Annotated in this window: 7 protein-coding genes; 2 read left to right on the top strand and 5 right to left on the bottom strand. The window is 69.5% G+C overall.

Going from position 1 to position 14535, the window contains the following annotated elements; translation table 11 throughout:
* On the top strand, positions 1–633 hold the full coding sequence (locus IEY84_RS18320; RefSeq protein ID WP_183548810.1) for an HdeD family acid-resistance protein: 633 nt from the start codon (positions 1–3) through the stop codon (positions 631–633).
* A 41-nt stretch (positions 634–674) separates the two neighbouring features.
* Here IEY84_RS18320 and IEY84_RS18315 read toward each other — a convergent pair whose 3' ends face one another.
* The 3 genes from IEY84_RS18315 to IEY84_RS18305 all read right to left on the bottom strand — a co-directional run bounded on the left by IEY84_RS18315 (position 675) and on the right by IEY84_RS18305 (position 6045).
* On the bottom strand, positions 675–3272 hold the full coding sequence (locus IEY84_RS18315; protein ID WP_183548812.1) for a LuxR C-terminal-related transcriptional regulator: 2598 nt from the start codon (positions 3270–3272) through the stop codon (positions 675–677).
* A gap of 259 nt (positions 3273–3531) precedes the next feature.
* A complete protein-coding gene (locus IEY84_RS18310) occupies positions 3532–4173 on the bottom strand; it encodes a hypothetical protein (protein WP_183548814.1) in 642 nt (213 codons plus the stop codon).
* A 63-nt stretch (positions 4174–4236) separates the two neighbouring features.
* Positions 4237–6045, bottom strand: coding sequence for a SulP family inorganic anion transporter (locus IEY84_RS18305; RefSeq protein ID WP_183548816.1), 1809 nt, complete (start codon positions 6043–6045; stop codon positions 4237–4239).
* Between the two features lie 276 nt (positions 6046–6321).
* On the opposite strand from IEY84_RS18305, the gene IEY84_RS18300 reads away from it, so the two are divergent.
* Positions 6322–7611: a hypothetical protein gene (locus IEY84_RS18300; RefSeq protein ID WP_183548818.1), complete on the top strand. Its 1290-nt coding sequence runs from the start codon at positions 6322–6324 to the stop codon at positions 7609–7611.
* Positions 7612–7692: 81 nt separating this feature from the next.
* Here IEY84_RS18300 and IEY84_RS18295 read toward each other — a convergent pair whose 3' ends face one another.
* Positions 7693–11658: a S8 family serine peptidase gene (locus IEY84_RS18295; protein ID WP_183548820.1), complete on the bottom strand. Its 3966-nt coding sequence runs from the start codon at positions 11656–11658 to the stop codon at positions 7693–7695.
* A gap of 79 nt (positions 11659–11737) precedes the next feature.
* Entirely contained in the window at positions 11738–14455 is a 2718-nt protein-coding gene (locus IEY84_RS18290) for a kelch repeat-containing protein (protein WP_183548822.1), read from the bottom strand.
* Positions 14456–14535 lie beyond the last annotated feature (80 nt).

Genomic DNA, 14535 nt, shown 5'->3' with positions numbered 1-14535 from the left:
ATGTCGAGTTCCGACACCCCGAACGCCGACGTGCATGAACCGGACCCGAGCGTGAACGTGGCCTCTGCGCCGCGGTCCGCCGGGTCCGGCGGCATGCTCGACGGCCTGGGAGACTACTGGGGTCTGGTCCTGGCCTATGGTCTGACCACCACCGCACTCGGCATCACCTTGGCGGTGTGGCCGAAGCAGACGCTCGGCGTGTGTGCGGTGATCATCGCGATCCAGATCATCGTCTCGGGAGTGTTCCGCCTGATCTCGGCGATCGGTGGCAAGGCCATGGAAGGCGGGCTGCGCGCGGTCGTCGGCTTCTCGGGGGCGCTGGCGATCATCGTCGGCCTGCTGTTCCTGCGTGACCCGGTGCAGACGGTGCTCCTGGTCACGATCCTTCTGGGGATCTGGTGGGTCGTGGGAGGCGTCGTGGACATCCTCGGCGCAGTCCTTCGTCCCTCGTCGGGCCGACGTGGCTGGGACATCTTCGCCGGGGCGATCACCGTCCTCGCCGGTCTCGTGCTTCTCATCAACCCCGAGGTCTCGCTGGGTGCCCTCGTCGTGATCAGCTGCGTCTGGTTGATCGTCATCGGGATCGCCGCGGTCGTGATGTCCTTCCGTCTGCGCGCCGAGAACAAGGGCTGAGGTGGCCTCGTGGGGGATCCCGCAGCCCTGTCGGGGTCGGGTCAGATGAGACTCAGGGACCGGGCCACCGCCAGCGCCTGACTGCGACGTGAGGCGCCGAGCTTCGCGTACAGGCTGCTGACGTGGGTCTTCACCGTGTTCTCGGAGACGAAGAGCGCGGCGCTGATATCGGCATAGGTCGACCCGCGAGCAAGCTCACGGAGCACGTCCCGTTCCCGGGCGCTGAGCCCGGGAACGGGACCGGCCGACTCGTCGATCGTCTCGGAGGGCCGAGGCGTCCCCTGATCGAAGTACGTCGCCAGGCTGGGCATGCCCTCCATGCTCGACGCGATCCGCCCGATCCAGGGTTGTGCCTTGAGCGCAGGGAAGCGACCGAGCATGGTCTGCACGGGCGTTCCCTGCCGCGTCCAGCCGAGGAAGGGGATCGCGTTCTGGCGGACCTCGGTCTCGACCGCGGCCTGTTGGAGGAGCTCGAACGCGGCGTCGACATCGCCCATCTCGTGGAGCAGCTCGGCACGCGCCACGAGTGCGATCGCGCGGACCATCGGCTGGCTCCAGACGGCCTGCACGGCCGCCGTCTCGAAGAGCTCGGCGGCGAGGCGCCGGTTTCCGTCCAGGTCGGCGTGCAGCCCCTTGACCAGGGCAGCCTCGCCGGTCATCCCGCGCTCGACGAGCGCGGCCTCTGCGGCGTCCAACGACCGTCGGTCGGTTGCGAGCGCCGCCAGCTCCGCCTGGTTGATCAGCAGAGAGACCTGCAGATGATCCGGCATCCGAAACGCCCCAGGAAGGTCCAACGGCTCGTCGAGAATCTGGCGAGCCCGGACGACCGTGTGGCCGGACATGGTGGCGTGCGCTCCTCGGATCCTCATCCAGAACCGGGTGCACAGGTCGGCGGGGTGGAGAGCCGCATCCTTGATGGGTGCCAGCTCGATCCACGGGCGCCGTGCCGTGCGGGCCACGGCCGCGCCGAGCTCCATCCGGGTCCGGATGTACGCACGACGAGGAGAGTGCGAGCGGCTCGGCGTGGCCCGAGCGAGCAGGGCCGTGGCCTCCTCGGCGATCTCGCCGCAGGCCGCCTCGCGCCCGAGCATGTATTCGGTCATCGCCAGGTGGCTGGATGCGTCGGCCCCGACCAACGGCATGCCCCAGGTGCGGGCGAGCCCGATCGCGGCGGTGAGGCTCTGCTCGGCCTGCGCGAGCTCACCGAGCCAGCACTGGGTGATGCCGAGCTCGATCAGCAGCTGCGGCAGGATGGCGGACTCGCGGCCCGCACTGTGGATGCCACGAACCACCGCGGCGGCCGTGTCGGCCGCCGAGCGCAACGGCTCCATGCCGAGCCTGGCCCGCATCAGGCCGATGCAGGCGAGCTCCTCGACAGACATCTCCGTCGGGTCGGCCAGGCACTTGTCGAGCCAGTGCTCGGCCTCGGGAACCTCGCCGTCGAGCCAGTGCTCGACCGCGAGCGCGAACCAGGTCCTCGGAGTGGTCTCGACATGCTCGAGAAGATTGCGGGCGAAGGGGCTCAGGCGATCCCCGACCCCGTGCATCACTGTCCGGACGCCGTCTTCGGCGAGGACGACCGCCATCTCCTCGTGGGCACCGACTGCCTCGAGCCTGCGCAGCGCACCCTGCGCCTCGCCGCGCGTCCGGTCGATCCGAACCGCGCGTACGACCGTCGAACGCGCCCGCATCACGTCGACCCCGCCGGCCACCAGCCTCCGGCGGACGACCTCCGCGAGCAGCGGGTGGATCCGGTAGGCGTCTTCGGTGTCGGCATCGTGGACCAGCGGGACCGCACGGGTGACCAGCAGACCGGTGCTCTCCAGATCCGCCAGGGTCTCACCGGCGGTCGGGTCCTGGGTGAGATGAGCGGCGGTCCGGGCGGTCACGGTGCTCTCGGCAGAGATGCAGAGCAGCAGGTGCCGCGCCCGGGCGGACAGCGATGCGAAGACCTCGCTCGCCACCCGGTCGCCGAGGCCGATGGTGCCTTCGTCGAAGACGGTCTCGCCTGCCCAGGCCGGCGGACTCGCATGGACCGACCGCGCCGCGAGAACGACCGCTGCGCACCAGCCGCGGGCCTGGTGGGTGATGCCGTCGATGACCTGCCTGGAACGCGTGCGGGCGTGCTCGACGATGAGCGTCTCGGCCTCGGTGTCGCTCAGCTGCAGCACGTTGCCTCGTACGATCGAGAAGTTGCCGAGCAGCTCCGGAACCAGCCTGGTGAAAGGCAGGTCCCACCGGCTGATCATCACCAGGCGCATGGAGTCGGGGTCGTCGTTGAGGCGGTCGTTCAGCATCCTGTGCGTGGCGGCCGGAAGCAGGTGGGCATCGTCGATGACGATGCGCGGCGGAGCTCCGTCGGTCGTCTCGTCGAGCAGGCTGGAGAGCTGCTCGGGATCGAGAGTGTCGTCGGCGTCGACCCAACGCTGGGGGCGCGGAGCCCCGTCGGCGTTCTGCTGGCGCAGCCACCCGGCGACTCCCAGGGTCTTGCCCGCCCCCGCGGGCGCGATCACCAGCGTGATCGCGGCGTCGGCGGACCGATCGAGGTCGGCCCACAGCGAATGCCGTGGCAGGTAGACCTTCGGCAGGCGCGGCCACGGGGCGGCGCTCTCGCTGGTCTTCGGCTGCGTGGTCAACACCGCTGACGCCTCTCGGCGTGGCACGGGTGCACCTTCTTCTCTCGAGTCTGCGGCGGGCGCCGACTTGCTGCGCTGCACAACCCCTCCCCTCATCAGAGCTCTGATGCCACGGCGGTGCCGGTGCGCTCGTGTCGGGGGGAGTGTGCTGAGCGCACCATGCCGTAGGCGAGCCAGACGTAGCAGTCCGTCTCACTCGCGATGATACTCAGGGTAAATGGCAAAAATCGGCGAAAGAATCACCTAATTCAGGTGAACTGTCTCAGAGCATCTTCGGAAAGGTCATCAAAACCACGGCCAAGATCACGAATCCGGTGCCGCCGATGCAGAGCAGCGCCCACTGGGCGCCGCGGCGGCGCATGCGCTCGGAGAGTGCCGCGAAGAAGAGCACGGCGGCGAAACCGATGGTCAGGACGGTGTAGTTGTCGCCGCGCTGGTTGTTGCGGAGCGCCTCGCGGAACTTACCATCGGCGGTCGCGTCCGCGGCGCGCGCCTCGACGGACTCCGGGATGACGTACTGCTTCATCTCGAAGGGCGTGGACGGAGCGTCGGGGTCCTTCAACGGCCGGGAGTCGAGCCACGCCGGGAAGACAGTGGCCAGAGGCTCGGGGAACCGTGCCTGGAGGAACTCTGCCAGTTCGGCGTCATCGGCTTGGTAGGCCTCGAGCCACTGGGTGAACAAGGAGACCTGGACCGACAGCTTGCGGCTGGCGGTGGCCTCCATCCGAGCAGCCTCGATCCGGTTCGTCGAGGCCTGCGAGAAGGAGATCGACATGGCGCCGCTCCACTTGCTCGCCTGGAAGCCGGTCCAGGCGGTCAGGATCGCCGTCACGGAGAGCAGCAGGATCGCGATCAGCTCGCGCCAGTCCGTACGGGAATCGTCAGGGGTCACCGAGCTCGTCACGAGCTCAGTCTGCGTACGCCCGGGGGTGTTCGTGATCGCCGGAAAGGGGTGAACGGAACGGCTCTAGAGGGCCATCTGGTCGGGCGGAAGGTCGCCCTCGTGCGGGTCACGACGGGCTTTCGCGCTGCCGAGCCGCGTTTGGTCCTGGTCCCGGTCCTGTCTCTGGTCCTGTCTCTGGTCCTCGACCTCGTCATAGTCCTGGGCGACCCACGCGACGGCGTCGTCGTAGGCGTTCCTGGTGGCCTCCCAGATCACGGCACTGCCCTGGTAGACCGAGCCTGCCGCGCCGAGCGTGCCACCGGTCTGCAGCTGACGTACGAGCCGCTCGTTGTCGGTGACGATGACCAGCCTGCTGCCGCGGTCGCCGAGCGCCGCAGCGTACGTCGCCAGCACCTCGAGCAGCGTGGCGCCCGCCTCGTCCGCGCCTCGCAGCCGCAGGATCACCACCGACCTGCGCGAGCCGGCGGTCACCTCCGGCATCTGCGAACGCAGCGAGGTCGCGGTAGCGAAGAAGATCGGACCGTACGGCTGGAGCACCACGACCTCGCGTTCGCCGAGGCGGCCTGGGGGGTTGGTCTCGATGATCCGATGGTCATCGCCGAGCACGACCCGACGGGTCACCAGGCGCGAGGACTGGCCGATCACGAACAGCAGCACCGACAGGGCGACACCGACCAGCACGGCGTACTGCAACGGCATCAGCAGGGTGAGGACGAACGTTGTCAGCATCACCGTCAGCGGCACGGGCCCGGTCCGGGCGACCGCGAGCAGTTTGGCCGGCTTGATCGTGCCGACCCCGACCACGATCAGCAGCCCGGCGAGGGCCGGCATCGCGACCAGCTCGACCACGCTCCCGAAAAGCACGATCACCACGGCCATGACCCCGGCCGCGACCAGGAGCGCGAACCGGTTCTGCGCCCCGGCGCTCACGACCAGCGACGTCGCCGACATCGATCCACCCACAGGTACGCCGCGGAACAGTCCTGAGGCGATGTTGCCCGCGCCCTGGCCGATGAAGTCACGCGAAGGGCGGGCAGGCCCGTCCGGGTTCGGGAACCCGGCGGAGACGCCGGCCCCCTGGACCAGCCCGACGAAGGCCAGCGATGCCGCAGGGAGGAGGAGGTCGATCGTCGCGGAGAGGTCGGGGAACACCGGGAGAGGCAAGGAGTTCGGTACGTCGGCGACGTCAGCGACGAGCGCGACGGTGTCGTTGCCCATCGCGTTGAGCAACGCAGCCAGAGCCGAGCCTGCGGCAACGGCCACCACGAGCCCGGTGGCGCCCAGGCGGGTGCGCTGCAGGACGAGGATGCCGGCGACCGTGGTCAGCCCCACCAGCAGTGATGCGAGATCCACCCCACGAAGGTGCAGGAGCAGATCGAACGCCGCCGAGACGCGGTTGCTCCCCTGGGAGTCGTAGCCGGTGAAGTTGTCGAGCTGCCCCAGCACGATGCTGATACCGACCGCGGAGATGAACCCTGTCATCACCGACTTGGACACGAACCGCAGCAGCCGACCCAGCCTGAGCACCCCGGCGACGATCATCACCACGCCGGTGAGGATCGACAGCGTGGCGAGGGCTCGCACCGGGTCTTCGTACGTGTCGAGGCCGGCATCGGCGACGATGATCGCCATCGCCCCGGTGCCCTGGATCGCCATGGCGGCGCTCCCGGTGAACAGCGCCCCGCCGGCCAGCCCGAACAGATAGCCGTAGAGCCCGGCGACCGGGTTCACTCCAGCGAGGAGACCGCTGGCCAGCCCGTCCGGCACGGACTCGATGCCGAGGACGACGCCGGCGGCGGCGTCGCGTCGGGCCGTACGCCGCTCGAACAGGTGTCCAGGCAGCGTGATCCGGTCGCGAAGCCAGGTCAGCATCAGCCGTCGCGCCGGGGGTCGATGGCGTACGTCGGGGTGCTCACCGAACCATCGCAGCGCCGATCGCGCGCGGTTGCCTCACCTGACTCGGGTGAGGTCCACAGGTGGCGCCGACCGCCCCCGCACCGCCGTGCGCGTCGATGATGCGTTCCTACCGCCGATGGGTGCGCTGGACCGAAGATCACTCGCAGTTCACCTGGTCCGGGTGACGACCCAGGGCTCACCTGCACCGACGCTGAGTGTCGAAGGATCGGCCGGACCGGAACGAGGAGCCGCATGTCTCACACAGAAACCGCGCCGGAGTCGCCGTCGCCGCGTATCCCGGAGAGCGACCCGGCGCCACCGCGACGGCGCTCCGTCGGCCGATCTGTGGCAGCAGTTGTCTGCCTGGTGCTGGCGGCGTTGCTGGTGACGCCGGCCGCGGTGGCCTACTGGGGTCAGCGCACGCTGAACGATGAGGCGCGCTACCTCGAGACCGTGGGACCGCTGGTGGAGTCGCCAGAGGTCCAGGACGCCATCGCGACCAAGGTCACGGAGGCGATCCAGCAACAGGTCGACATCGAAGCGTTGCTCACCACGGCTTTCGCCGGCATCAAGACCGATGCCCCTCGCGTGGAGCTGCTGATCGGTCCGATGTCCGGAGCGGTCAACAGCCTCATCGAGCGAGAGGTGCGCAGGTTCGTCGCCTCCGACGAGTTCGCCGACCTGTGGGTTCGGATCAACACCCGCGCCCAGCAAGCCCTGCATCGGATCCTGACCGGCGACAACTCCGGTGCCGTCTCGCTCCAGGGCGACCAGGTCGTGCTCGACCTCGACGAGGTCATCACCCTGGCCAAGGACCGGCTGGTCGAGCGCGGACTCACTGTCGTCGAGAAGGTTCCGATCCCGCAGACAGAGCGGCAGATCGTTCTGATGGATGCGCCGCAGCTGCGGCAGGCCCGCACGATCTATGCGTTCAGCAACCCGTTGGCTCAGTGGCTCCTGCCGGTCGTGGGCATCCTCTTTCTGGGAGCCGTGCTGCTGGCTCGCCGCCGCGCGCGAATGACCGTGTGGGTCGGTGCAGTTCTCGCCGCGAACGCTCTGCTGCTGGGCTGGGTGCTCTCGGTCGGGGAGCAGCTGTTCGTGAATCAACTCGCGGGCACGACGTTCGGGCCGGCGAGCAAGGTCTTCTACCAGACTCTCCTCGTCTATCTGGAGCGTGGTCAGGATGCCGTGCTGCTGCTGGGCCTCATCATCGTCGTGGCAGGCCTGTTCGCCGGCGCAAACCGGTATGGCTCCGCGGCACGCGGCGCCATCGCGGGCACGCTGGTGAACGCCGGGTCCAGCATCCCGCTGAGTCAGGCGAATGCCGCGGGACGCTGGGTCGACGCGAACGCCTGCTGGCTTCGGGTCGCCGTGGTCGCGCTGGGTGTTGTCGTGCTGCTGTGGGGGAACCAGGTCACGACCGGCCGGGTGTGGTGGTCGCTGGCTCTTGTGCTCGTCCTGCTTGCCTGCCTCCAGGTCCTGATCGGCGCCGGACGAACCGATAAGCGGGCCGACTCGCCGCTCCAGGCTGCCGCTCGGTAGGCCCGGTTCGACGAAGTCCGCCGAGTCGGTCGAGAGCTCGACCGACTCGGCGGATTCGTCGCTTTTCCGCAGATCAGCAGATCAACAGCTCAACCGGTCGAGGGTGAGGTCGGCGGTGACCGGCCGCTTGCCGAGTCGTACCCGGGTCGAGTCCGGGACCCAGCCGTCGGCGTGGGCGACGACGTCGAGCGGGTTCTCGCCCCGGTCGACCCAACGGGCATAGGAACCGTCCTCCCTCGACGACAGGGTCCAGGTCGAGGACGACCCGTTGATCCCGACGGTGGCACCGGAGAGCGGCCCCGTGGTGCCGCCGCACGTGGTGCCCGCGATCGTGCCCCCGACCCTGCCCCAGGTCCCCGGCGCCGCCACCTCGAGGGTCACCGGAACGTTCTCGACCTCGAACGGGGTGTCCTCGACCAGGTGGAGGGCACCTCGGTAGATGCCTGGCTGCGTCAGGGAACCGGAGTCCATGCCGATCGACACCGTCGTCGACTCACCCGGGGCCAACGTCACCGATCCGGTGTCGTTGCTGAGCCAGGCTGCCTCGGTCGAGTCATCGCCACAGCCGTCGAACCCGGGCAGGGTCTCGGCAGTGGCCACCGGGTTGAACTGGCCCGCGGTGCCGCCGACCCTGGCGAAGCCGCATGCCGATGCTCCGCGGTAGGTGAGCTGGGTGCTGTTGGGCAGCGCGCTCCACGTGTCCGAGGCAGGGTCGTAGGCCCAGCCCGCGTTGCTCACCGCGCTGTCGACGACGCCGCCGGAGACCAAGAGCTTCCCGTTCGCTGCGGTGTAGCCGGCTCCCCAGACGGTCCGAGGGAGCGACGCGATCATCCGCCACTCGTCGCGGTCCGGGTCGTAGACGAACGCGTGCTTGCTCTGCGTGCCGGAACCCACTCCGCCGGCGCAGTAGATCTTGTCCTCCAGAGCACCACAGGACAGCCACGCGGTCGGCTCGGGGTAGTCGGCCACCCGGGAGAAGGTGTCGGTGTCGATGTCGTAGGTGACCACCGCGACCGAGCCGCACTCGGCGGCGCAGCCGCCGACGGCGTACATCGTGCCGTCGAGTACGGCGGTGCCGGCCGCGGCTCGCGGGAGCGGGTTCTCCGCGCCCTCAGCCCAGCTGTCGGTCTCGGGGTCGTAGATCGAGGTGGTGTTGACCATCGTGCCGGGCTCGCCGCCCCAGCCGCCGGTGACGTAGAACTTCCCGTCGTAGAAGGCGCCTGCCGGCTTCAGCCGGGCCTGCGGCATCGGCGCGATCTCGTTCCACTGCAGGGTCTGCGGATCGTAGACATAGGAGGCACGAGTGCCGTACACACCGTCTGCGGTTCCGCTGAAGGAGTACAGCCTGCCCTGGTAGCTGCCGGCGACGTTGTCCATCACCTTCGTCGGGTGATCGGCGATCGGCACCCACGCCTCGGATCCGGGCGCCATCCCGCTGAGGACGGAGCCGCTCGCGCCGTCGGGTCGCAGCGGCGATACCGGGGTCTCGATGCGACGTAGCGGCGCACCCCGGGTGGAGCTGCCGGGCGTCAGCCGGCCGCCGTCGGCGGTGGCGATCTCGAAGCCGCGGTCCCGGTCGACGACCCGGAAGGACGCCGGGGCATTGCCGGTGTTGGTCACCTGGAGTTCCTGGTTCTCGGCCTCGCCGAGCGTGACCGTGCCGGTGACCTCGCCGGGGGTGACCTCGAGCCGGCCCGCGCCGAGCGTGAAGTCGACCTCGGTGACGTCGTCACCGGCGATGGTGGCCTGCTGGCTGCCGGGGGTGTACTCGCCGCCCTTGGTCGCCCGCAGCTCCACCGGCCCGGTGGCAGAGGAGAACAGCCAGTAGAAGCCGTCGTCGAGAGCGTCGTCCTCCGGGGTGCGTACGCTGCGGCCGGACTCGGCCGGGGCGGCGACCCGCGTGACGTCGGCGTCGATCACGGGCTTGTCTGTGACCGCGTCGGTCACGGCCCCGACGACCAGTCCGCCAGGGATCGGGGAGCAGTCCGCGGCGTACCCGGGAGCCTTCGTGCAGCTCTCGACTCTCAAGGACACGTCGCCGGAGGCGTTTCCGTCGGTCAGGGTCACCTGCCGCTGACCGGGGGCGTAGCCCGGGTAGTTCGCCGAGATGCTCAGGTCATAGGTCTCCCCGATGGGCAGCCGGACGGAGTACCTGCCGGTGGCGGGGTCGGTGTAGGTGCTCACCGGTGTTCCGTTCGCGCGGACCCGGGCGTAGAGCGGCCAGCCGTGTCCGGAGCCGTCGGTGACGGTACCGCTGACGGTGGCCGAGGGGAGCGCGGTGAGGGACAGATCCAGCTCGGTTCCGGCGTCCTCGGTGACCTGGACGGTGCCCAGATCGAGAGTCTCGTACCCGAAGGCGGTCGCGGTGACCGCGTAGCTGCCGACCGGCAGGTCCACGTCGACGGCGCCGTCGGCCTGAGTGGTCACCGTACGCTCGATCGGGCCGTCGAAACGGACGTCGACGCCGCTGAGCGGCTCGTCGGTGGCCGCATCGGTGGCGGTTCCCGTGGCCGTCCCCGCGGGGCCGGCCGGCACCTGCTCGATCAGGGCGAGCGCGTCGAGCCGGCCCTCGCCGTACACGTTGTTGTCCTCGGCGGTGCCGCCGCACTGCAGGTCGGAGGTGTCCACCGCGGATCCGTCCAACAGCTCGCCGGTGTAGCCGGTGTCGCCGACCAGGGTCGGCCTCGCCGACCAGAGCAGTGCGACCGCGCCGGCCACGTGCGGAGCGGCCATCGAGGTGCCGTTGTAGGAGCCGTACGTGTCGCCCGGCAGACTGGATCGGACGTTGACGCCGGGGGCCGAGATGTTCGGCTTCACCAGGCCGTTGGCTCCCGCGCCGCGGCTGGAGAACGAGGCGATCTTGTTCAGCGCGTCATAGGCGCCGACCGAGTAGTTGATCGCCAGGCTGCCCGGGGAGCCGGAAGTGGCGCACTGGGGTCCGAGGTTGCCGTTGGACCAGCTCGCGAAGATGCCGGAGGCGGTCCAGGCCGCGGAGATGTCGGCCATGAACGGTGAGTTCGAGGGCGCGTTGGTGCCCCAGGAATTGTTGATGACCTGCGGTCGCTTGCTCGCGTCGGGCTTCTGTCCGCTCAGGTCCGTGGGCTGGAGCATCCACTGGCCGGAGGAGACCAGGGTGGTGTCGCTGGCGCAGCAGCCGTTGGCAGCGATCCAGCGTGCGCCCGGCGCGACACCGATCTGGTTCCCGGCGCCGTCGTCTCCGACCATGGTGCCCATGGTGTGGGTGCCGTGGCCGTCGTTGTCACAGGGCGCACCGTCGCAGACCCCTTGGGCGTCGAACCAGCTGTAGTCGTGGGTGAAGGTCCCGTCGCCGTTGTTGCCGCGGTACTGCTTCACCAGCGCCGGGTGGTCGTACTGCACGCCCGAGTCGATGTTGGCGATGACCACGCCTTCGCCCTTGCGCTGCTCCTGTGTCCAGACCTGGTCGGCCTTGACGTTGGCGACACCCCACTCCACCGTGGCCGCTGTCGCACGCGCCTGCTGGCTGGTGGTCGTCTTCGGAGGGACGACGGCGAAGCTCGGCCACAGGGCGTTCACCGACGTGTCCGCGGCGATGGAGTGGGCCAGGGCGCTGGTGCCGTCGTTCACCTTGATGGCGTTGGTCGCCCAGAAGCTCTCGAACTCGACTCCGGCGGCCTTCAACCGGGCACGTACCCCGCGCTGGCTGCGGTCGGCGGTCGACTTCAACGCCTCGGCGACCGCGGCTCCACGCTCGTCCCAGTCGTCGATGGCGGCGGCCGATGAGAGGTCGGCCCGGTCGTCGAAGTCCACCCAGAAGTCGGCCGTGTCGCGGTCCTCCAGCTGGTGGCGCAGGTCCGGTTTGACCTTCTTCTCGGGAGCGATCTCGGTGCTGGCCTTCGGCGTGGTCGGCGAGCTCGCCGGCACGCTCTTGGCTGCTGTCGGGGCGGGTGCGGCAGCGACGGCGGCGGTGCCCGTCATACCGACAGCGACCGCCGCGGCGAGAGCGCCGGCCAACAGGGTCGCGGAGTGACGGTGTCGGCCGGATCGCCGATGGGGGAGGTGGCTCATCGGTGCCCTCCTGGGGTCGGGTGATGAACAGCGGGATCGGTCATGGGCACTCCTCGGTGCGGTACTGGCTCGGGGACGTTCAGCAGCCGGTCGCGACGAGGGTGACGTCCTCGACCGTGGAGCGCTTCTGGAGCTTGATGTCGCGCACCTGCGGGGTGTAGCCGTTGCGGCCGACGACCACCTGGAACGGACCCTCGTCCCGGCTGAGCCAGCGCAGGTACTCGCCGTCGCGCCGGGTCACGGTGGTCCATCGGCCCGAGGCGGTCTTGACCGAGACTGTCACCCGGTCCAGCGGTGCGACGGTGCCGTCGCACGACTGGCCCCTGACGGTGCCACTGATGGCAGCCCAGGACCGCGGCGCGGGCACGTCCATGCTGACGGCCAAGGGGGAGAGGTCGTACGGCGTGTCCTCCTTGATCCCGACGCGGGCGAGATAGCGGCCGGGCTGGTCGACTCCGGAGCTGCCGAGTGACACCCCGACAGAGACCGACTCACCCGGCGCGATCGTCGCCGTCTCCTGCTCGAGGTCCAGCCAGCTGAGCGCAGGGGAGGTGTCGACACAGTCGTCGTACCCCTCCAGGACCTCGACCTGGCTCGACGGATGGTCGTAGCCGCTGGTGCCGCCGATCCGGTACATCCCGCACGCCGCCCCACCTTGGGCACGGGGTGCGCCGGCGGCCGGAAGGGAGTACCACTCGTCCTCAGTCGGGTCATAGCGCCACCCGTCCCGCGTGATCGGTCCGTTGCTGAAGCCGCCGCTGATCAGCAGCGAGCCGTTCGCGGACGTCGCGTTGGCGCCCCAGATGTGACGGGGCAGCTGCGCCATGGGTGTCCACTCGTCGTGGATCGGGTCATAGGAGTAGACGCTGCGGCTGGCCTCGCCCGCCGCGTTCTTGCCACCGGCGCAGACCACGGTGCCGCGGAAACCGCCGCAAGCGAGATAGCTGGTCGGCTCCGGATAGTCCGCCAACCGCTCGAACTCCTCGAAGACGGGGTCGTAGCTGAACACCTCGGTGTGACCGCATGATTCGGTGTCGCAGCCGCCGACGAGGTAGATCTTGCCGGCCATCACGGCGGTGCCTGCCGCGGCGCGCGTCACCGGGACCTCCGGTCCACGGTCCCAGGTGTCTGTCTCCGGGTCGTAGACCAGGGTCGAGGGCTCCATCGTCTTGGTGTTGTCCGACCAGCCGCCGACGACATGGAACTTGCCGTCGAGGAAGGCGCCGGCCATGTTCTGCCGTTCTCCGGGCATGGCTGCGATCGGCTCCCAAGCCCGTGCCTGCGGGTCGTAGCGGAATGACGCGGCAGTGGTGCCGTAGGTGTCGAAACCGCCGAAGGAGTAGATCCTGCCCTCATACATCCCGGCCGCGTTGTCCTTGATCCGGGTCGGGTAGTCGGGCACCGCGGTCCACGCCGCCTGAGGCGTGCTGGCCGGCGCGAGCGGGGAAGGCGTCGGCGTACGCGTCGAGGTGTTGTTGTCCGGGGCGAGGACTCCGCTGCCGGCGTCGCGTGCGGCCAGCGAGATCGTTGCTGGGGCGGTGCCGGTGTTGGCGACCCGGAGGACGCCCTTACCGGTTGCCCCCATGTCGACCTTGGGCGCCAGACCGGAGGAGGTCACTTCCAGGCGACCCGCGTCCAGGGCGAGCTCCACGGGGGTCACTTGTCCGGGCGTCGGGTCGATCTGAACGGTGTCGGCGACGTACTCGTCCTTGGTCGCGGTGGCGGTGACCGCAGCGGCCCCAGGAACGAAGGCACTGAAGTAGCCGTCGTCGAGACCCTCGTCTGCCGGGGTGGGCTGTGCCGTGAGGCGGCGCTGCAGACCACCTTCGAGGCTGACCCGGGCTCCGGCGAGACCCTTGCCGGTCACCGCGTCGTCGACCTGGCCGACCAGCAGCGAGCCGTCGACGGGCGTGCAGGCTGCGCTGCGGACGGCGATGTCGTCGACCTGCCACCACCAGGCGCTGCTACCGCGGTAGTAGTGCCAGCGGACCTTGACGTCGGCCTGACCGGCGGCCTTGGCGAGACTGACCGACATGGTGCGCGGGCCGCGGAAGCTGGAGAACCAGTTGCGCCAGGCGCTGATCCAGGTTTTCCCGCCGTCGATTGAGACGTCCACCTCGGTGGCCTCGCTGCCGACGCTGTGCCACAGGTCGGTCTTGAACGTGACGACCGGGTTGGCCACGCCGACCAGGGAGAAGCTGGGGGAGACCAACGAGGTGTCCTGGTCGCCTCGGCCCCAGCCCCAGCTGTCGAAGATGGCGAAGCCGCCGTCACCGCCGGTCTTGTTGCCGCGCTCATGTCTGTCGGCGAACTCCCACCTGTGGCCACCGCCCTGATGGTCGACGACCGACCATCCCTGCGGCGTCTGGCCGGTGTCGAACGTCTCGGTCAAGAGGGAGTACCCGGCGGCGGAGCAGCTGGTGGTGTCGACTGTGAGCGCGACGTCGTGGGTGGCGCCGTCGGCACCGACCTGGACGGACCGGCTGGCTGAACGGTAGCCAGTCGCCTGCGCGGTGACGGTGACGTCATAGCTGCCCGGTTCGATGATCGGCAGGGTGTAGGCGCCGGTGACCGGGTCGGTGAAGGTGCTCTTCCCGCCGGCCTCGACCTTGGCGTAGAGCGGCCAGTCGTGGCCGGAGCCGTCCGTAATCGTGCCGCTCAGAGCACCCGGGGCTGTGACGCTGCCGGCCGCGGAGGCGGATCCTGCGGCCAGTCCGGGGATCATGCCGATCGCGAGCGCGGCGCCGAGCGCGGCCGTGGCGGCGCGACCTGCTCGCCGGCGGAGGTTGACTGTCATCAGGCTCTCTCCTTCTCTCCACGCGGGGGTTCGCGGAGATTTCGAGCCACTATAGGACCGCAGATATGACATCATGTTGC

It is taken from the genome of Nocardioides albus, assembly GCF_014648255.1.
Taxonomy (GTDB): Bacteria; Actinomycetota; Actinomycetes; order Propionibacteriales; family Nocardioidaceae; genus Nocardioides; species Nocardioides albus.
Note: the sequence above shows the minus strand (reverse complement) of the source record. Positions and strands in the feature narration are given on the sequence as shown.